Source organism: Sporocytophaga myxococcoides DSM 11118 (assembly GCF_000426725.1).
Lineage (GTDB): Bacteria > Bacteroidota > Bacteroidia > Cytophagales > Cytophagaceae > Sporocytophaga > Sporocytophaga myxococcoides.
The window spans coordinates 1,016,712-1,036,944 of the sequence record NZ_KE384560.1 but is presented as its reverse complement, the minus strand read 5'-3'; the positions used below and the strand labels follow the sequence as shown (position 1 = coordinate 1,036,944).

21 protein-coding genes are annotated in these 20,233 nt (G+C 36.1%); 11 read left to right on the top strand and 10 right to left on the bottom strand.

What is annotated here, in order from left to right:
• Nucleotides 1-3 precede the first annotated feature (3 nt).
• From rplM to K350_RS0122705, 7 genes are all read right to left on the bottom strand, one after another.
• Nucleotides 4-447: a 50S ribosomal protein L13 gene (gene rplM / locus K350_RS0122735; RefSeq protein WP_028981878.1), complete on the bottom strand. Its 444-nt coding sequence runs from the start codon at nucleotides 445-447 to the stop codon at nucleotides 4-6.
• Between the two features lie 149 nt (nucleotides 448-596).
• The gene (locus tag K350_RS0122730; protein WP_028981877.1) at nucleotides 597-1,313 is read right to left on the bottom strand and encodes an RluA family pseudouridine synthase; all 717 of its coding nucleotides are present in this window, start codon (nucleotides 1,311-1,313) and stop codon (nucleotides 597-599) included.
• Entirely contained in the window at nucleotides 1,300-2,184 is an 885-nt protein-coding gene (locus K350_RS0122725) for a sensor histidine kinase (protein ID WP_245598688.1), read from the bottom strand. The genes K350_RS0122730 and K350_RS0122725 overlap by 14 nt, the downstream gene beginning before the upstream one ends.
• 170 nt (nucleotides 2,185-2,354) lie before the next feature.
• Nucleotides 2,355-3,041: a response regulator transcription factor gene (locus K350_RS0122720; RefSeq protein ID WP_028981875.1), complete on the bottom strand. Its 687-nt coding sequence runs from the start codon at nucleotides 3,039-3,041 to the stop codon at nucleotides 2,355-2,357.
• Between the two features lie 16 nt (nucleotides 3,042-3,057).
• Nucleotides 3,058-4,404, bottom strand: a complete 1,347-nt coding sequence (locus K350_RS0122715; protein ID WP_028981874.1) for a TlpA disulfide reductase family protein — start codon at nucleotides 4,402-4,404, stop codon at nucleotides 3,058-3,060.
• A 57-nt stretch (nucleotides 4,405-4,461) separates the two neighbouring features.
• The gene (locus K350_RS0122710) at nucleotides 4,462-5,262 is read right to left on the bottom strand and encodes a DUF3108 domain-containing protein (RefSeq protein ID WP_028981873.1); all 801 of its coding nucleotides are present in this window, start codon (nucleotides 5,260-5,262) and stop codon (nucleotides 4,462-4,464) included.
• Between the two features lie 54 nt (nucleotides 5,263-5,316).
• The gene (locus K350_RS0122705; RefSeq protein WP_037576649.1) at nucleotides 5,317-6,366 is read right to left on the bottom strand and encodes an aminopeptidase; all 1,050 of its coding nucleotides are present in this window, start codon (nucleotides 6,364-6,366) and stop codon (nucleotides 5,317-5,319) included.
• 297 nt (nucleotides 6,367-6,663) lie between these two features.
• Between K350_RS0122705 and recA the strand changes: the two genes are divergently transcribed.
• The 3 genes from recA to K350_RS0122685 all read left to right on the top strand — a co-directional run bounded on the left by recA (nucleotide 6,664) and on the right by K350_RS0122685 (nucleotide 9,797).
• Nucleotides 6,664-7,761 (top strand): recombinase RecA, encoded by a 1,098-nt coding sequence (gene recA / locus K350_RS0122695; RefSeq protein WP_028981871.1) that lies wholly within the window; start codon nucleotides 6,664-6,666, stop codon nucleotides 7,759-7,761.
• A gap of 249 nt (nucleotides 7,762-8,010) precedes the next feature.
• Nucleotides 8,011-9,057, top strand: a complete 1,047-nt coding sequence (gene queA, locus K350_RS0122690; RefSeq protein ID WP_028981870.1) for a tRNA preQ1(34) S-adenosylmethionine ribosyltransferase-isomerase QueA — start codon at nucleotides 8,011-8,013, stop codon at nucleotides 9,055-9,057.
• Between the two features lie 56 nt (nucleotides 9,058-9,113).
• Nucleotides 9,114-9,797: a 2-C-methyl-D-erythritol 4-phosphate cytidylyltransferase gene (locus K350_RS0122685; RefSeq protein WP_028981869.1), complete on the top strand. Its 684-nt coding sequence runs from the start codon at nucleotides 9,114-9,116 to the stop codon at nucleotides 9,795-9,797.
• Here K350_RS0122685 and K350_RS0122680 read toward each other — a convergent pair.
• On the bottom strand, nucleotides 9,781-10,506 hold the full coding sequence (locus tag K350_RS0122680) for an ABC transporter ATP-binding protein (RefSeq protein WP_028981868.1): 726 nt from the start codon (nucleotides 10,504-10,506) through the stop codon (nucleotides 9,781-9,783). The two genes, K350_RS0122685 and K350_RS0122680, sit on opposite strands and share 17 nt — an antisense overlap.
• A gap of 3 nt (nucleotides 10,507-10,509) precedes the next feature.
• Nucleotides 10,510-10,731 (bottom strand): DUF2795 domain-containing protein, encoded by a 222-nt coding sequence (locus K350_RS0122675; RefSeq protein ID WP_028981867.1) that lies wholly within the window; start codon nucleotides 10,729-10,731, stop codon nucleotides 10,510-10,512.
• Between the two features lie 298 nt (nucleotides 10,732-11,029).
• On the opposite strand from K350_RS0122675, the gene ettA reads away from it, so the two are divergent.
• A complete protein-coding gene (gene ettA, locus K350_RS0122670) occupies nucleotides 11,030-12,700 on the top strand; it encodes an energy-dependent translational throttle protein EttA (protein WP_028981866.1) in 1,671 nt (556 codons plus the stop codon).
• A gap of 37 nt (nucleotides 12,701-12,737) precedes the next feature.
• On the opposite strand, the gene K350_RS29985 is transcribed toward ettA, so the two are convergent.
• Nucleotides 12,738-13,673 carry a zinc dependent phospholipase C family protein gene (locus K350_RS29985; RefSeq protein WP_037577028.1) on the bottom strand — a complete coding sequence of 312 codons (936 nt, stop codon included), beginning with the start codon at nucleotides 13,671-13,673 and terminating at the stop codon, nucleotides 12,738-12,740.
• A gap of 119 nt (nucleotides 13,674-13,792) precedes the next feature.
• On the opposite strand from K350_RS29985, the gene rpsT reads away from it, so the two are divergent.
• From rpsT to rny, 7 genes are all read left to right on the top strand, one after another.
• Nucleotides 13,793-14,047, top strand: a complete 255-nt coding sequence (gene rpsT / locus K350_RS0122660; RefSeq protein WP_028981865.1) for a 30S ribosomal protein S20 — start codon at nucleotides 13,793-13,795, stop codon at nucleotides 14,045-14,047.
• 104 nt (nucleotides 14,048-14,151) lie between these two features.
• Complete coding sequence (radC, locus tag K350_RS0122655; RefSeq protein WP_028981864.1) at nucleotides 14,152-14,847, top strand: RadC family protein; 696 nt, start codon at nucleotides 14,152-14,154, stop codon at nucleotides 14,845-14,847.
• On the top strand, nucleotides 14,810-15,475 hold the full coding sequence (locus tag K350_RS0122650) for a DUF1684 domain-containing protein (RefSeq protein WP_081671109.1): 666 nt from the start codon (nucleotides 14,810-14,812) through the stop codon (nucleotides 15,473-15,475). The genes radC and K350_RS0122650 overlap by 38 nt, the downstream gene beginning before the upstream one ends.
• Nucleotides 15,476-15,525: 50 nt before the next feature.
• Nucleotides 15,526-17,931 carry a phenylalanine--tRNA ligase subunit beta gene (pheT, locus tag K350_RS0122645; protein ID WP_028981862.1) on the top strand — a complete coding sequence of 802 codons (2,406 nt, stop codon included), beginning with the start codon at nucleotides 15,526-15,528 and terminating at the stop codon, nucleotides 17,929-17,931.
• A gap of 3 nt (nucleotides 17,932-17,934) precedes the next feature.
• Nucleotides 17,935-18,234 (top strand): coiled-coil domain-containing protein, encoded by a 300-nt coding sequence (locus tag K350_RS0122640; protein WP_028981861.1) that lies wholly within the window; start codon nucleotides 17,935-17,937, stop codon nucleotides 18,232-18,234.
• A 21-nt stretch (nucleotides 18,235-18,255) separates the two neighbouring features.
• Entirely contained in the window at nucleotides 18,256-18,543 is a 288-nt protein-coding gene (locus K350_RS0122635; protein WP_028981860.1) for a cell division protein ZapA, read from the top strand.
• Nucleotides 18,544-18,642: 99 nt separating this feature from the next.
• A complete protein-coding gene (gene rny, locus K350_RS0122630; protein WP_028981859.1) occupies nucleotides 18,643-20,208 on the top strand; it encodes a ribonuclease Y in 1,566 nt (521 codons plus the stop codon).
• Nucleotides 20,209-20,233 lie beyond the last annotated feature (25 nt).

The following is a 20,233-nucleotide window of genomic DNA, read 5'->3' as shown; positions in this document are numbered from 1 at the left end:
TGATTATAGATTGATGACTTTTGGTTGTTGAGCTGCATGCGGATGCTCTGCACCTTCATATACATACAGATTTTTGAATATTGCTCTTCCGATTCTGTTTTTAGGTAACATTCCTCTTACAGCATTTTCAATAATATATCTTGAAGATTTATTTTTTAATTCACGTGGTGTAGTGAATCTTTGTCCACCTGGATGACCAGTGTGTCTTGTGTAAACTTTATCTTCAAATTTCTTTCCGGTAAAGCGAACTTTATCAGCATTAATAACAATAACGTTATCCCCACAATCCACATTGGGAGTGAAACTAGCTTTATGTTTTCCTCTGATGATTTTTGCAATCTCACTCGCAACTCTACCTACAATCAGATTCTCTGCATCAACGATAACCCAGTCTTTCTTAACTGTCTCATTAGTCGCAAAACTGGTTCTATAACTTATGCTATCCATTTTTAATATTTATTCTGTTTACTATACAAAGCATACTTCCCCTTAAAAAGGGACACAAAGATATAACTTTATATTTTCAAAAACAACTTTGCCTAAAAAATTTCTAATTCTTTATCCACACCCGGTAAAAGCATTTCATAATCAGCACCTTAGGCGTACTTTTTTAATTGTTTTACCAAAACCTCAAAATCCTTAGGATAAGGAGCTTCTGCAAATATAGTCTTTTCTTCGCTATTTTTAAACTCCAAAGACCTTGCATGAAGAGCCACCCTTTGAATTAAGGGCATCTCTTCAGTATCATGCTTCAGATTAAAGTTCTTCTTTAGTGAAGATAAATAAAGAGGCCTCCCCCCATATTGTCCATCGCAGGTTATAGGGGCTTTTAAACATGTGAGGTGTATCCTGATCTGGTGCATCCTGCCAGTTATTGGATAACATGCTACTAATGTATGTTTTTTGAATACCTCTATTGTATTAAATATCGTCTCTGCAATTTTTCCTTTTTGTCTATCAATCTTCACTATACCATCCGAACTAGCATAAATAGGCAAATAAACATCGACACCATCAAATTCATGTACGCCATCCACAACGGCGTGATACTGCTTTGTTACATTTCTATCTTCAAATTGGATAGACAAGTGACGGTATGCTTCCGGAGTCTTTGCCAATGCAAGCACGCCAGAAGTTTCTTTGTCAAGTCGATGACAAACCTTAATTTCCGGATAGATTTCTCTTGCCATTTCAAGAATATTTGTCTTTGTGGCATCTCTATCTTCCAGAGTGGATATATATGGAGGTTTATTGATCAATAAATACTCCTCGTCTTCAAAAATTATCAGGTCTTTAAAACTAGCCCTTTTCATTAATTACTTTTCCTTTTCTTAATTTAAAAGAGAATATTGTACCTTCTCCCATTATACTTGACACATAAATTTTGGAGTCGTGGGCTTCCAAAATATGCTTTACTATGGCCAACCCCAACCCGGTTCCGCCTTTGTCTTTTGATCTGCTTTTCTCTACTCTGTAGAACCTCTCAAAAATTCTGTTTAAATGCCTTGATTCTATTCCTGGCCCGTCATCTTGAACAGAGACAAATACATAATCATTCTGGTAATTAAAGGAAACAGTAATGTTACCCCTCTCCTTGCCGTACTTTATACCATTTACTATGAGATTAGTGAGTACCTGTCCTATTCTGTATTTATCTGCATAGATATAACATGATCTGGGCGTATGTTTGTGAAACCGAAGCTTTACCCCCCTTCGTTCAGCTGTCTCCTCCAGCTGCTCAAATATATCTTCTGCAAGCCTATGAATGTCAAAATTTTGACATTGCATTTTTATTTCCCCTATTTCTAATTGAGAAATTGTAAGCAGGTCCTCTACCAGAACATTAAGACTGTCCAGATTATTTGCAGCTTTCGTAAGAAATTTATCCCTCACACCTTCATCCTCAATAGCTCCATCAATCAAAGTATGAATAAAACCTTGAGCTGCAAAGATAGGGGTTTTTAATTCGTGGGACACATCAGCCAAAAACTCTCTTCGAAAGGTTTCTAGCTTTTTTAATTCTGTAATTTCCTGCTCCTTTCTTGATGCAAAATCAACAATCTCCTCATGCAGCCTAGAAAGTGGATCATCCACTTTTACAAGTTCTCCTTTGGTTAGTTGATAGTCCTTTTTTTTTACCTTAGTGAGCAGTGTATAAAGCTTATGGATTTCTGTAAAAATCAAATGCTCAAACACTAAATAATAGAGCAGATAGGTTATTACAAAAACTATTAGAGCTGCACTCCAAATATAGAGCTGGCCAGAATTACTATAGAATGAAAAGAAGCAAACTGTTATTAATCCGGACCAAAATGCCAGCAAGGCTGGGAGGATTTTAGAATTAGATAACATCACTAATCAATGTTCTCAAATTTATATCCGATACCTTTTACAGTCTTGATGTAATCCTCTCCAATTTTCTCGCGCACCTTTCTGATATGCACATCGACGGTCCGCGGGACAACAAAGACATCTGTACCCCAGATTTTTTTCAACAGATCATCTCTGCTGAATACGGTATTAGGATGCTGTGTTAGAAAATAAAGCAATTCAAACTCTTTTTTAGGCAGTACTATTTCCTCATCATTTTTCTTTACAACGTAACTTGATCTATCAATAATAAGTCTGCCAATTTTAACAGATTCGTGTTCAATTTTATTCTTTGAATCTCTTCTGAAAAAAGCCGATACTCGGCTCATTAAAGCCCGTGGTTTTATAGGTTTGGTAAGATAATCATCAGCACCTGCATCAAACGCAGCTACTTCAGAATATTCTTCAGACCTGGCAGTAAGGAATATTATAAAAACATCTTTTAGCTTAGTAATTTCCTTTATCCTTCTACATGTTTCAACCCCATCCATTTTAGGCATCATGATATCCAAAAGAATTAACTGAGGAAGAAATTCCTTCGCCACTTCTATCCCTTTCATACCACTGGGAGCAGTACGCACTTCATATCCCTCCTTTTCCAGATTATACTGAAGAAGTTCCAGTATATCAGGTTCATCATCTACTACCAGTACCTTGTTATTCTTACTCATATCAATTCATATAAAATCATTTACAAAGAGATTCCAGCATATTTACAAGGCTTTCACCTCTTAAATTAGTTGCCACCACCTTGCCTTCTTTGTCTAAAAGAAAAGTAGCGGGAATACCTCTTACTCCATAAAGCTGAGCTGCAGATGACTGCCAGCCTTTTAAATCAGAAACATGAGATTCCCATTTCAATCCATCTTTCAAAATTGCCTGAGTCCAATTATCTTTATTATTATCCAAAGATACACTGTAAACAGTGAATCCTTTATCTTTATATATATCGTAAGCCCTAACCACGTTAGGATTTTCCTTTCTGCATGGACCGCACCAGGAAGCCCAGAAATCCAACAATACCACCTTCCCCTTTAAAGACGAAAGAGCAATTACTTTTCCTGTAGGATCTGTAAGTTTAATATCTGGAGCATCCTCTCCTACTGCTGGTGCTCCTTTGGGAATAGTCTTGATATATTTTGTCGCAAAAGGAGATTTTGGAAATTCCTTTTCATAAGCCACTGCAAGGGACCTGGCAGTAGATTGATCGTGTGGTAAAAATATTTTTATAAATGTACTATAAACAATTTCTCTTTGTGGTGACCCTGGAAGCGTGAGAGACATGATCCTGTTTGCTGCAAGTTTATATTCTTCAATGTTGGGCTCAACAAAACGCTGTAAGTACATAGAAATCTTTGTTGAAAGCATATCACCTCTGGATAATTCATCGTCTTTAAAATCTGAAGACGTAAAAAAATTTTCTCTGGAAGTAGAGTCATCAGTATGGAAAACATTACCCAACTTTCCGATAAAATATCCATCATAATTCTTAGCAATTTCTTTATAGAAACTATTAAGATCTCTGTTTAAAGAATCTAGCTTTACTTGCAGCTTTTTTATTTCTACCGAATAATTTTCAGAATTATAAGCATTTTGGGCCATAATATGCTGAGCTTCTTTATCAAGTTTAGCTAGGTGTTGCTGATATTCATTGTTGCGTCTCAGAAACAGAATATATCCCTCGTTTTCCTTACTTTTATCTATATGCAAACCGGCAGGAATATTATTTAAATCTGCTGATACAGAAACATTTTCCTCTCCTAAAATACATACAAAGGAATTTTCTTCCGAAACACCTATTCTATAAAATCCACGGGGAAGGGCGTTTTTAAACTTAAATGAAAACTGGCCGTTGTTCAGTTTAGCAGAATCTAATTTTGCTATTTCGGGACCAAATATTCTGAAAAGAAATACATAAGGATTTTTACCAGAATTTTTAAATTCTCCTGTTACCGTCACTCCCTTACCTATAGATAAATGACTGATAAATAAGAAAAACAGCAACAGACTCGTATAATATTTATTGAAATTCATCGAAGTTCACAGTAAAACTTTTGCATAAATTTAAGCAATTGGCAGGAGAAATCAGTGTTACTTAAAACAAATAGGGTGCTTAAGTCCCTCATACCCTTTTAAATCAATCTCAACAGCTCCGACAACCATATCTGCCTCTACCTTTAGAGGTATTTTATTTTTATCATCCGAAAGCCAAAGTCGAATAGAATTACCACCTTCAAATAATTGATTTTCAGGCATTATAGGAGATAGTTTTATTGCATTAATAGATCCGAATTTTGTTTTTACCTGCCCCTTTCCAAGATACTTCACAGAAAAATTATAAAGTTTATCTTCGAAAAAAGCATTCACCGTAATGGTATCATTCAAATGGAGAGCATTGTAATTTATCGTTCTGAGAAAATAATAGCCACTTATTATATCCTGCACATCATCAGTAATAGAATACACTCTTGTCTCTTTTTTATTTCCCTTTGTCTCCCTTTCAAGATTTACCTGATTATTTTTGTAATCAAAGTAAGCATATTCCTTTAACCGGTATTTTCCTTCTTCAATTGTACGAAACGCTCTCTGTGGATTCATTGTGGTGGTATCAATATAAGTTCCCCATTGATCTCTGATTCTTAATGCAAAATCAAAAGCTCCGGTTGATTTTCCAGTTACTGTGGCCTTATAACAAACTTTATTATTTACCAGATAAAGTTTAGGGTGCACTTCTATGCGCGCCTCACCGGCATTCATAAAACCATAATGAATTCTGTATTCCAACACTTCATTGGGGCCATAAGGCATTTCTCTGGAAATAGGCAAAGAAGATCCTACAAATCCGACCAGAAATGGAATAAGACAAATCAAAAAAAGTAATTTATTTTTCATGCTACTTAATATGGTAAAAGAACCAACGAGATCTCTATTATTTACTTTCAAAATTTACAGTAGAGGATATCGCTTTTTCAAATGATCCAAATACCTTTTAAAATTACCATTAAATTTAGTATTCAACTCAATTTTAAATTCATCCTGTTTAGATAAATATCTTTGATAATCCAAGAAAAAAGTATTGTTGACATTTTTCTTCTTCCTTATTTTTTTCCCATTAGAAATTAAAAAGTCCCTGAAGATAGTTGTTACCCTAGTCATATAAATTTCTTTCCTTTTAATTTTCTCTTGCAAAGACATTGCCGATCCTAATGATTTATAAAATCTTTTTAGAGAATCTGAATGAGCAAGAACAAGGTCAGCAAACTTATCCGAAACCTCTTCTGACTTTTGAAAATCTTTCAATTCTGGAGAGTCTGGTCCATATTTAGATTTAAGAAATAATAAAGCTCCCTCATATCCAACGAAACTAGCCAAGTTTTCATTGAATTCGACATTATCTTTTGCATATAACGTGCTATGCGTAAGTTCGTGAATAAAAAGATCAGCCAGTGCGCCCGGACTTTTATCCAACATTCCGGATAAAATAGGATCACTGAAAAAACCAAGAGTAGACCATGCCCCTACTTCATCTATTGACGTATCAAATCCTTTTTCCATCATTTTTCTTTCTTCTGCCACAGCCTTTTCATAATCAAAAAAACCTTTATAAGAAAAACTTCCGGCAATCGGGAATGACCACTCGAACGCCTTCAAATCAAATGGTTCAGAAGCAGTTACAATCCATAAAATAGGTTTTCCCTTCTGATCATAGAATGAGGTATACTGATCTTTAACATCAAGCCCAAGAGAATCTTTGGCAAACGCCTTGATCTCATCTATAAGTCTTATTTTTTGCTTAATGGAATCAGCTATATCACCATCCGCTAAAACTTCACTTACAGGTCTGGTATTCCATATAATAGAGATTTGTCCCCTTGCCTGACCAACGCCGTAGATCAATTCTTTATAATAAAAAGTCAGAAACAGTATCAATATACTGATCAACCCTAAAAAAAAGTATTTTAGAACCTTTTTGATTTTTATTGAGCTCTTATTCATTTTCGTTGTAAATCTAAAAAATCGCTTAATAGTTTCATTGCACTCTTCATTTTACATTTTTTCCTTTGTGAATAACTTTTCAAAGCAAATTTTAGAGATCCGGACTAAAATTTTTAATTTTCACTTACAAATGAAAATTCTTCCTAAAGGAACTTTTACATTTAATTACTTTGTTAAAAATTTTAACAAACACATCTTATTAAATACCAGCTACTTTAAAACAAAAAAATAAAATTTTAATATTTCTTGCTAATTATTTTAGCAAGCTGTAATATTGCATAAATATTAATCATTCACATGAGCAAAGCCGAAAAACTAAAAGCCCTGCAGCTGACAATAGATAAGCTGGAAAAAACTTACGGAAAAGGTACCGTAATGAAGTTAAGTGATGAAAAAGTTACCGATGTTCCTGCAATTGGAACCGGTTCACTTGGACTTGATCTTGCTTTAGGTATCGGTGGTTTGCCTCGTGGAAGGATAGTTGAGATATACGGACCTGAATCTTCAGGAAAAACGACACTGACAATGCACTGCATTGCAGAAGCTCAAAGGCAAGGCGGTCTTGCTGCATTTATAGATGCAGAGCACGCGTTCGACAAAGTATATGCAGAGAAGCTGGGAATAGACACTGAAAATCTTCTTATTTCTCAACCCGACAATGGTGAACAAGCTCTTGAAATTGCTGAACACCTTATTAGATCAGGAGCTATTGATATCATTGTAATTGACTCAGTAGCAGCACTAGTTCCAAAGGGCGAAATTGAAGGTGAAATGGGAGATAGCAAAATGGGCTTACAGGCAAGATTAATGTCACAAGCACTTAGAAAACTTACTGGAGCTATTAACAAAACAGGTTGCTGCTGTATATTCATCAACCAGCTGAGAGATAAAATCGGTGTTATGTTCGGTAACCCTGAAACTACAACAGGTGGTAATGCCCTGAAATTCTATGCTTCAGTAAGACTTGATATCCGTCGTATAGGTCAGATTAAAGAAGGTGCTGAAAATATTATTGGGAACAGGACCAAGGTAAAAGTTGTAAAAAATAAGCTGGCACCTCCTTTCAAAGTTGTTGAGTTTGATATCATGTATGGAGAAGGTATTTCTAAAGTGGGTGAAATAATTGATCTGGGTGTTGAACTTGAAATCATTCAAAAGTCAGGATCATGGTTCTCTTACTCAGGAAATAAATTAGGTCAGGGAAGAGATGCTGTAAAAGAAATTCTTTCAGACAATCCTGAGCTTATGGAAGAGATTGATGCAAAAATCAGAGCTAAAATCATGCAATCATCTGACGTTCTTGACGATAAGAAAAAAGGAGAAGAAGAACCAGCTCCAGCACCTGCTAAACCTACGAAGGCAGAAAAAGCAGAGAAAGCAGAAAAAGTTAAATAACAAGAACAACCTATCTATTTATTCATAATCGAAAAGCTGAGCCGTAGTGTTCAGCTTTTTGCTTTTATAGAAATTTAGTTAAATCACTCACTTCCATTAATTTCAATTTCCCTACCCTGTTTTATATTATTCCAGAATTTACACCCTGTTAAAGTTAATTAAACAAAAAAAATTTTGGCTGAATCGAAAATCAAAACAATTGTTATCTTTGCAGGCCCTATTTTAAATTTAATACCGTAATATTAACAAATGAAACTCTCAGAATTTAAGTTTACCCTACCTTCAGAATTACTTGCTCTTTACCCTGCAGAAAACAGAGACGAATCACGACTAATGGTTGTAAATCGTGCTGACGGAACTATTGAGCACAGAATTTTCAAAGACATTGTTGACTACTTCGGCGAAGGCGATGTAATGGTCATCAATAATACTAAAGTATTCCCTGCTCGTCTTTATGGAAATAAAGAAAAAACAGGTGCTAAAATCGAAGTCTTCCTTCTTAGAGAATTAAATCAGGAAGCACATCTTTGGGACGTACTTGTTGATCCTGCACGTAAAATCAGAGTTGGAAACAAACTTTATTTCGGAGATGGTGATCTGGTAGCAGAGGTTATCGACAATACTACATCAAGAGGTAGAACTATCAGATTCCTGTTCGATGGTACAGATGAGGAATTTTACAAAACTATTGACAGCCTTGGAGAAACTCCTCTTCCAAAATATATCAAAAGAAAAGCTGAACCTGCAGACCGCGATAGATATCAAACCATCTATGCTGAACACACAGGTGCCGTAGCTGCTCCGACTGCTGGCCTTCATTTTACCAAGCAGGTAATGAAGCGTCTGGAAATCGAAGGCGTTAACTTTGCTCCTATAACACTACATGTTGGGTTGGGAACTTTCAGACCTGTAGATGTTGAAGACCTTACAAAACATAAAATGGATTCTGAAAATTTTGTAGTAAGTGAAGAAACTGCAAAATTGGTGAATGGCGCTCTTGATAATAAAAGACGTGTTTGTGCAATCGGAACAACATCCGTAAGATCCCTTGAATCATCTACTTCTGCAAATAACAGACTAAAGCCAAATCAGGGATGGACAGACAAATTCATCTTCCCTCCTTACGATTTCAAAATTGCTAATGCTTTGCTTACTAACTTCCATATGCCAGAGTCCACTCTACTTATGCTTACATGTGCATTTGGTGGATACGACCTGGTAATGAAAGCTTATAAAACTGCCATCAAAGAACGCTACAGATTCTTTAGCTATGGTGATGCAATGCTTATTTTATAGGTAAAAAACTATTTTAAATATATACATCCGACAGGAATGTCGGATGTTTTTTCTTTATGGAAGTTTTGCCAAAATATGCCATCATTGTCGCTGGAGGGAGCGGCACCAGAATGAACAGCGAAGTGCCAAAGCAGTTTATTCCACTGAGCGGTCTTCCAATCTTGATGCATACCGTCAAAAACTTTTTTTTCTACGACTCTAAAATTACAATCATACTGGTACTGCCCTCCTCTCAGATTTCTGCATGGAACCATCTGTGCCAGGATCACCATTTTAACTTGCCATTGGAGATCGTACCTGGAGGAAATACAAGATTCCAGTCTGTAAAAAATGGCTTAGCTCATATCCAGGGAGAACGCGGACTCGTTGCCATTCACGATGGGGTAAGGCCTTTGATCCGTAAGAATATCATTCAAAATGCCTTTAAATCCGCTGAAACTTATGGTAGCGGAATTGTTGCGGTGAACTCCAAAGATTCTCTGAGAATACTAAAAGGAAATGAGTCTGAAGCTGTGGATAGAAGCTTGTACAAATGCATTCAAACACCGCAATGCTTTGATCTCACTTTACTGAAGAAGGCTTTTGAAACCGAAGAATTGTCAACTTTTACTGATGACGCTACAGTATTTGAACATGCAGGTCACAAGATTTCACTGGTGGAAGGTGGCTATGAAAATATCAAAATAACTACTCCTGAAGATTTGATTATTGCAGAGGCTCTTCTCAAAAAGTTCTATTAGGCTTTCTCCGTAAAATTAAATCAATATTTTTTTCTAGGCACTCATTGTTTAATACCTGTGGTTTTGGATCTGGTTGTGAAAAATTCAACAGATACCCATCCATTTTTTCCAGGTAATACAGATCATGCGTGATACAGAAGACTGTCTTATTAAATTTTTTCACCCAATCACCCATTAAATCAAAAATTACTTTTTTATAATAAAGATCAAGATACTGAGTGGGCTCATCCAAAAGATAAATCTCAGCTTCCTGGATCATCATCTGGGCAATCCAGACAAGCTGTTGCTCTCCACCGGACAAATGGTCGAAATCCTTTTCATAAAGGTCTGGCCTCCCCAGAAACTCCAATATCTCTAGAACCCGTTCATAATCTAAGGCTGTATAATTTTCAAAAAAACCTTTTCCCCTAAAAAGACCCATTACAACAACATCCTTTACCTTAATCTGAAAATTAACCAGATTTCTTTGTTCAAGAATTGCAATTTGTCGAGGACTTGTTTGACTCTTATTTACTTTTTGATCAAAAAGAAAAATCTCACCCTTATATGGGTGAGATTGTATCAAAGACTTGAAAAATGTCGTTTTACCGCAACCGTTATGACCGATAATTGCCACAAAAGAAGGTTTTCCAATAGCAAAAGAAATTCCTTCTATTATTAACTTTCCTTCAAAGCCTAATGAAAGGCCCTTAACTTCAAGTATAGGCAATTTTTAATACTCGTCTTCATTGAAGAAGAAATCATCTTTGGTCGGATAGTCCGGCCAGATTTCCTCAATACTTTCATAAGGCTGACCATCATCTTCCAGTTCCTGAAGGTTTTCAACAACTTCCATTGGCGCTCCGGAACGAATTGAGAAGTCGATCAATTCGTCTTTGGTAGCAGGCCAGGGAGCATCTTCCAGGTAAGAAGCCAATTCTAATGTCCAGTACATAGTCTATTCCTAATTTTGTTTTCGCAAAAATAAAATTTATTTTATTATAATAAACAAATTTTCTATAAGATTATGAGGTAATTATATTTCCTCCGTCCTACGAGTGACTTTTGAAAAAGTTGTCTTATAAAAAATTTGCCGTCTAACCCATTCTCGCTAATTCGCAGAATTAATAAGTTAATCTATTCATTTTATACTTTAAACCTTATATACCATAGATTGTTTCTCATTGCACTATATCCGTTTTCAATAAAATTTTCTGATATTTGTTTTTCACAACAAGTTTAAACTGAGTTTAATGAGCGAAACCATTATTTTTTCAATGGCCGGAGTGAGCAAAATCATTCCCCCAAAGAGACAGATTATTAAAGATATATACCTTTCTTTTTTTTATGGAGCAAAGATAGGTGTACTCGGACTTAACGGTTCAGGAAAATCTACACTCCTTAAAATCATAGCAGGTATAGACAAAGACTTTCAAGGCGATCTTGCCTTTTCTCCTGGGTATTCTGTAGGATTTCTTGAACAGGAACCAAAGCTCGACCCAGAGAAAACTGTAAAAGAAATTGTCGAAGAAGGTGTGCAGGAAGTTGTGGATCTGTTAAAAGAATTTGAAGAGATCAATCTCAGATTCGGAGAGCCTTTGAGCGATGATGAAATGACTAAGCTTATTGAAAAGCAAGGTGTGGTGCAAGAAAAGCTGGATCAATTTAACGCTTGGGATCTGGATAGTAAACTTGACAGAGCAATGGATGCCTTGAGATGTCCTCCGGGAGAAGCTAAAATAGGTAATCTGTCGGGTGGAGAAAAAAGAAGAGTAGCACTTTGCAGATTACTTCTTAAAGAGCCAGATATATTGCTTCTTGATGAGCCTACCAACCACTTGGATGCAGAATCAGTTCAGTGGCTTGAGCAGCATTTACAACAATATAAAGGTACTGTTATCGCAGTAACTCACGATAGATACTTCCTTGACAATGTTGCAGGTTGGATCCTTGAACTAGACCGTGGCGAAGGTATTCCATGGAAAGGTAATTACACGTCTTGGCTTGAGCAAAAGAAAAGCCGTTTAGCTCAGGAAGAAAAATCTGAATCTAAAAGACAAAAGACATTGGAGCGCGAACTCGAATGGGTTCGTATGGCTCCTAAAGCAAGGCAGGCAAAGTCTAAAGCCCGTATCAGTTCCTACGAGAAATTATTGGGAGAAGAAGCAAAACAGAAAGAAGATAAACTGGAGCTTTTCATCCCTCCAGGACAGAGGCTTGGAAGCAAGGTTATAGAAGTTAATAATGTTTCAAAAGCATTTGGAGATAAAATTCTTTTCGAAAACCTTTCGTTCTCACTTCCTCAAGGTGGTATTGTAGGAATCATCGGACCTAACGGTGCTGGTAAGACTACACTTTTCAAGCTTATCACTGGAGCTGAAACACCTGATGCCGGTACATTTGACGTAGGTGACACTGTTGACATTGGCTATCTTGATCAGGAACATGCTAACCTTGATTCTTCAAAAAGTGTATTTGAAACTATCACTGGTGGCACTGAATTTATCAACCTTGGAGGAAAGCAAATCAACGGAAGAGCTTATGTAAGCAAATTTAACTTCACTGGATCTGATCAGGAGAAAAAAGCAGGCATACTTTCAGGTGGAGAAAGAAACAGACTTCATCTTGCATTGACACTTAAAACAGGTGCAAACCTTCTGTTACTCGATGAACCTACCAATGACCTTGATGTGAATGCAATCAGAGCTCTGGAAGAAGCACTTGAAAACTTCGGAGGTTGTGCTGTTATTATCTCACACGACAGATGGTTCCTTGATAGAATAGCAACACATATCCTGGCATTTGAAGGAGATTCGCATGTACAGTGGTTTGAAGGAAACTATTCAGATTACGAAGAAAATAAGAAAAAGAGGCTTGGTGATACTGCCCCAAAAAGGATCAAGTATAAAAAACTTGTCAAATAAAAAACAAAAGGCCGCGGATTGCGGCCTTTTTGCTTAATCAGTGATTACAATCAGAAGGCACTTCAGCAATCTCCTCCTTTTCTTGTTTAGCGGGCGATTCAGGAATATTATGTTCATTCTTCAGATCAGGCATCCCCGCATTTCTCCAACAGGTATACCATACAGATGCAACCATTAATATCGAATTTCTCATTTGTCTTTCGACCATTCCTGCGAGGAGATTATCATAATAAGAGGAATACTTCCTGGAATAAACCTTAATTGTTGCAGTCCCGCGTTCTTCAAATGAATATTTCTGATCCTCCGGAATTTCAATAGTGGCTTGCTTTTCATATGAAAGGACTGAATCAACAGCCGCGTGAGCTATCCAAACATTATCCCAAATTAAAGATCTCAAATCATTTATATACAAAGCCCGTCCTACAAAAAAATCATACTTTTCAGAAAACAGTTCAGGAATTCGGCTTTCCCAAAGGCCGTGAATCCCATGCTGATTGGTCTTTTGTCCGTTATAATTGCTTGTTGTATGAAGTGGCACATTTGAGTCAGCTATATAATGCCCTAGCTCGGACGAGACTTTAAGTATTTTTTCAATGTCCTTTTCCTGAAAAGCATTTTTAAGTTGAAATGTCATTTTGTAAATCTGCCAAGGCACGATCCCATGCTTTAAAAGAGTGTCCTCTGTAAAAACTTCTTTTGCCTGCTCCCACCCTTCCGGAATGTTTTTATTATAACTTTCATAGACATCTATATCTATATAATGCCTGCAAGCCTCCTCTTTTATTATATACCTCCTTTTATCCGGCAATACGGCCTGATTTTGAAGATAAGTAAGATGAGGCTTATAAAAAGCCATTAATTCCTCTGGCAGAGCAAAAACTGCCAGGCGATTAATTTCTTTGTGGGCATAAAAGCCCCAGGCGAACAAATAGTTAGAAGTCAGAAACCCGATAGTAGATAGTAAAAATCTCATAGCTGAATTTTGATGATGTGAAAATAAAGGAAATATTTACAAAGTTTTTGTTTTTCTCAAAATAGTCGTATCTTTGCAATCCTATTTAGGAAAAGTCTAATATAAGAATTAAAAATAAGATGGCTAATCATAAATCCGCTTTAAAAAGAATAAGAGCTAACGAGGCTAGAGCTTTAAGAAACAAATATCAGGCTAAAACCACTCGTACTTTTATCAAAAGATTAAAAAACACTACAGATAAAACTGAAGCTCAGGAACTATTAAAAGAAGTTTCGGGAATGATCGACAAACTTGCAAAGAAAAACATTATTCACAAAAATAATGCTGCGCACAAAAAGTCGGCTCTTGCAAAACACGTTGCAGCTTTAGCTTAATTTGCCGTAAGTAACAAAAAATAAATTAGTTTATAAAAAAGCCTTGTACAGAGCCTTGTACAAGGCTTTTATTTTTATATTTAACCAAAATTTTTTCAATAGCTATGGAAGACGTTAAATATTTAAAAATTTTAAGTTGGGCTGAAGAAGATCGGCCTAGAGAAAAGCTAATTCTGAAAGGAAAAGAATCTCTTTCAGATGCAGAATTAATGGCAATATTATTAGGGTCGGGAACGGTATCTTTAAGTGCTGTGGATGTGGCAAAGCTAGTTCTAAATGGATGTAGCAACAATCTTAATAACCTCGCGAAACTGAGTATCAAAGATTTACAAAAATTCAAAGGAATCGGCGAAGCTAAAGCTATTACAATCATAAGCGCACTTGAACTTGGTAGGAGACGAAAAGAGGCAGGTCAAAATAAGAGGGAAAAAATAACCTGTGCATCGGATGCATTTGATTTAATGAAACCACATCTGCTGGATCTTCAGCATGAGGAGTTTTGGATTATTTTACTCAACAGATCCAATGATGTTATAAAAAAAGTTTTTATAAGCTCAGGTGGCGTTGCTGGAACTGTGGCAGATCCCAAAATGATATATAAACATGCGCTTGAGCATCTTGCAAGTGCTATCATCCTAGTCCACAATCACCCCAGCGGCAACCTGAAACCAAGCGAGGCAGATATTTCGTTAACCCGTAAATTAAAACAGGCAGGGTCTTTTCTGGAAATCCCTGTTCTGGACCACCTGATCTTTACTGATCATGAATATTATAGTTTTGCAGATGAAGACAAACTTTGATACAATAAAAACTAAGCACATCCTTTGGACTGGGATGGGTGTTGCTTTAGTATTAGTTATTCTTTCTTTTGTGTTTAGCAATATTAAAACGAGCTATAAGCAAAATGTAGAGGATTACAGGAGACAGAGGAATGACTTTTTCAAACATTCTCCATTTTCTCCAATTGAGGATAAAGAAGCTTTCACAACGCTAAATTATTTTATACCTAATACTAAGTATAAAGTAGAGGCAGAACTCTACCCCCTTTCCGATTCTTCAGAAATTACAATCACCAGAAATGATGGTAGAAAAGACACTTATAAAAAATTTGCCACAGCTTCCTTTACTTTAGAAAAAAAGCCTTTACAGCTAACTCTTCTAATTTCAAAAGATTCATCAAACAATGAACTAAACGCTTTTATTCCTTTTTCTGATAAAACCAATGGAGGGGAAACTTATAGTGGAGGTAGATACCTTGACTTAAAAATAACTGATAAAAAACACGCTGTAATTGACTTCAACTTTGCATACAATCCATTTTGTGTGTACAGTTATAAATACAGCTGTCCTCTACCGCCGCCGGAAAACCATTTGGACATAGAAATTCCTGCCGGCGAAAAAATATGGGAAAAGCCTCAGGAGAAATAAGTGTTTTAAGTAATTTTACAGATTCCACATTTCAAGGTTAAAATTTACAAATGAAAATTTCATATAATTGGCTACAGCAGTTTATTCAACTTACCGAACCTGCTGAAGAAATAGGTACTCTGCTTACAAAATCAGGTTTAGAAGTTGAAGGAATTGAAAAGTTTGAAAGCATAAAGGGAGGCCTTAATGGCATCGTAATAGGTAAGGTTTTAACCTGTGAAAAACACCCGGGCGCAGACAAATTAAAGAAAACTATTGTTGATATCGGAAATGGCACAATTCTGCCAATCGTTTGCGGGGCTTCAAATGTTGCAGAAGGACAAAAGGTAATTGTAGCAACTGTCGGTGCGACCTTATACCCTACTGAAGGCGAACCGTTTAAAATCAGCAAAGCAAAGATAAGAGGCGAAGTTTCAGAAGGAATGATTTGCGCAGAAGATGAAATCGGGTTAGGCAAATCTCATGATGGCATTATGGTACTTCAGACTGAACTGCCCCTTGGCACTTCTGCTGCTGAATATTTCAAAGTCGAAAATGATTATACTTTTGAAATAGGCCTAACTCCAAATCGTGCTGATGCAGCTTCTCACCTCGGTGTTGCAAGAGATTTGAGAGCTCTTTTGAAAAGAGAAATTTGCAAAGGAGAAGAAAAGTCTTTACCGGCTCAAAAAGAAAAACATGCTATCAATGTTTCTGTCGAAAACTCAGAAGCTTGCCCAAGATATTCAGGCATCATCATAAAAGGCATATCAGTAAAAGAATCTCCTGAATGGCTTAAGAACAGATTGAAGTCTATCGGCCTCTCTCCGATTAACAATATTGTTGACTGCACCAATTTTATACTGCATGATCTTGGCCAACCACTTCATGCGTTTGATCTTGCCAAAGTTGGAAATACTGTTAAAGTTAAAACTGCAACAGAAGGTACCGAATTTGTTACTTTAGACGGAAATAAAAGAAAACTAACTTCCAAAGATCTTATGATCTGCAATACAAACGAACCAATGTGTATTGCAGGAGTATTTGGAGGATTAGATTCAGGTGTAAAATCTGACACTACAGCCATTTTCCTTGAAAGTGCTTATTTCTCTCCGGATTATGTGAGAAAAACAGCTCAACATCATGGAATAAAAACAGATTCCTCTTTCAGATTTGAAAGAGGAACAGATCCTAATATGACTGTTGAGGCTCTGAAAAAAGCTGCAAACCTCATCCTGGAAGTAGCTGGCGGAGAAATCGCTTCAGATTTGATTGATATTTACCCTAGTCCTATTCAAAACTTTGAGATAGAAACTTCATTTTCCTATATCCATAGATTGATTGGTAAAAAGATTTCACCTGATACAATTGTAGAAATTCTTTCAAATCTTGGAATCAAGATACTTGAAGTTAAAGGAGATAGTCTTAAGGTTTCAGTACCTCCTTTTAAAGTTGATGTTCAGAGAGAAGCTGATATAGTTGAAGAGGTTTTAAGAATTTACGGATACGATAATATTGAAATTGATCCGAAAATCAAGACAGATTACATTGCTGATTTCCCTAAAAAAGATAAAGCAAAACTTCATGGCAAACTTGGTAATTTGCTTGCAGGAGCAGGATTTTCTGAAATAATTACAAATTCTCTTACAAAAGAAAGTTATCAAAAACTGGTTGAAAATAGTGACAATCCTGTATTGATTTTGAATAAACTTAGTGAAGATTTGGGGGTAATGCGCCAAACATTGCTCTTCTCAGGCCTTGAAGTCATTGCTTACAATGTGAATAGAAGGCAAAAAGACCTGAAATTCTACGAGTTTGGAAAAACATATTTTAAAACTGAGAAGGGCTATACTGAAAAAGATCGTCTTGCATTATTTATTACAGGAAACCAACATCATGAATCATGGATAGCAAAAGATGCTCCCTCTGATTTCTTTACACTGAAAAACTTCATTCATAGAATTATTGAAAAACTCAATATTAAAGGAACAACTGTTAACACAATTTCAAGTAATTACTTCTCTGAAGGCCTTGAATATCAAATCAAAGGTAAAACTTTAATTCAGTTCGGGAAAATTGCGGATAAAATATTGAAGGCAACTGATTTAAAACAATCTGTTTACTATGCAGACTTCGATGCTGCACTTCTTTTAAATCTACTATCTGAAACTACTGTATATCAGGAAATTTCCAAATTCCCAGAAGTAAGACGGGATCTCTCATTAGTTATAGACAAAGGAGTTACTTTTGAACAGATTAAACAACTTGCTCAGAGTAAAGAAAAGAAGATTTTACAGGAGATTAACGTCTTTGATGTATATGAAGGTGCAAATTTGGGAGACAACAAAAAATCTTATTCTGTAAGTTTTTATCTTCAGGACGATGAAAAGACACTTACAGATAAAGTTATTGATCAAACCATGCAAAAACTCATGGATTCATTTGAAAAAGACCTTGGAGCAATTATCAGAAAGTAATTAATGAAGGATAAGCGGGAATTATTGGTAAAACTTGATTTTCTTGAGCATAAAATCGAAAGCGTGTTACAGGAGCTGCATTCGGCCAAAACTGAATTGATTAGGATTAAAGGAGAAAATCAAGACTTAAAAGCGGTAATCGAACGCCAAAATCAAGAGATAAAAAACTTTCAAAATCAAGAGAAAATTAGTAAAATTGTATCGTCAATTGCAGAGGATGCTCATAATCCTTCAGAATTAAAGCTGAAAATTAACGAGTATATTAGAGAAATTGATAAGTGTATAGCACATTTAAGTGAATAATTAAAGATCATAAATCCCTGAATGGGAGAACTTTCGATAAAAATCAGAATCGCAGAAAGGGAATACCCAATGCGTGTAGATGCTGCTGAAGAAGAGCGACTTAGAATCGCCGGCAGATTGATTAATGAAAGAATTAAAATGTATAGGGATCAGTTTGGAATAGATGACAAGCAGGATCTTTTGGCAATGGTCGCTTTTGACTGTTTTGCTGAAGGACTGCGGACAGATGCTGAAAACCAAAAGTATATAAATGAATTAGAGTCCAAAATAACCCGTTTGGACAACCTAATTTCAAACACTGGTATCTGATTTAGAATCCCTGTTTCTGATCTATTATTTTTACTTAAAAGTTAGAAAACTTTTTCATTTCCCCTTCTGCCTTTTTTAATAAACCCTAAAACCAAAAAAATGGTAGATGTTCTATTTTATATTATAACTGCAATTGTATTCCTGGGAGCAGGGATTGCAATTGGCAGATTCCTTCTCATGAAGGTCTTCAAAAAACATGAGGAAGAAGCACTGGCTAAATCACAATTAATTATTAAGGAAGCTGAAATTCAAGGAGAAAGCATCAAGAAAGAAAAAATTCTCCAGGCTAAAGAAAACTATCTGAAAATCAAAGCGGAATTTGAAGAGGAAGCTAACAAGAAAAAGAACATCATTATTCAAAATGAGAACAAGCTGAAACAAAGAGAAGGAAATCTTTCAAAATTGCTGGAAACCAATTCTAGAAAAGAAGCAGAATTGGAAAGTATGAAAGAAAACCTTTCTGCTCAGATGGAAATCATCAACAAAAGAAAAGATGAGCTTGAAAAAATGAAAGCTTCTCAAGTTACCAAACTTGAGAAAATTGCCAATCTTACTGCTGAAGAAGCAAAACAAAATTTGGTAGAAGCTCTAAAAGATGAAGCTCGTTCCAAGGCATCTTCTTATATCAAAGACATTGTTGACGAAGCTAAGCTTACCGCTACCAAAGAAGCTAAAAAAGTCGTTATTGAAACGATTCAAAGAACTGCTACAGAAAATGCAATTGAAAATTGTGTTTCCATTTTCAACATTGAAAGTGACGATATTAAAGGTAAAATCATTGGTCGTGAAGGTAGAAATATCAGAGCTCTAGAGGCTGCTACCGGAGTTGAAATCATAGTAGATGACACCCCTGAGGCAATTATTATCAGTGGTTTTGACCCTGTTAGAAGAGAAGTTGCAAGACTTTCGTTGCACAGACTTGTTCAGGATGGAAGAATTCACCCTGCCAGAATTGAAGAGGTTGTTGCCAAAACTTTCAAAAATATAGAGGAAGAAATTATTGAAATCGGGGAGCGTACTGTTATAGATCTTGGAATTCACGGTTTACACCCAGAATTGATTAAAATGGTGGGGAGAATGCGTTTCAGATCTTCATATGGTCAAAATCTTCTTCAACACTCCAGAGAAGTTGCCAAATTAGCTGCAACTATGGCAGCCGAGCTTGGCCTTAATGCCAAACTTGCAAAAAGAGCCGGACTTCTTCATGATATCGGAAAAGTTTCTCCTGAAGAACCAGAATTGCCTCACGCAATCCTCGGAATGGAACTTGCTAAAAAATACAAGGAAAGTCCTGAAGTCTGTAATGCCATTGGTGCACACCACGATGAAATTGAAATGACCTCACTCCTTTCTCCAATAATTCAAGTTTGTGATGCCGTCAGCGGTTCCAGACCTGGAGCAAGAAGAGAAGTTATGGAGTCTTACATCAGAAGACTTAAAGAATTGGAAGAACTGGCGCTTTCATTTGATGGAGTTACTAAATGTTATGCTATTCAGGCTGGTAGAGAGCTGCGAATAATGGTTGATGCTGAAAATGTTTCTGATGAAAAAGCAGGAACATTATCTTTCGATATATCGAAAAAAATCGAAACCGACATGCAGTACCCTGGTCAGATTAAGGTAACCGTAATCAGAGAAATGAGAGCTGTAAGCTACGCGAAATAACAAAGAATTCAGACTTTAAACAAAA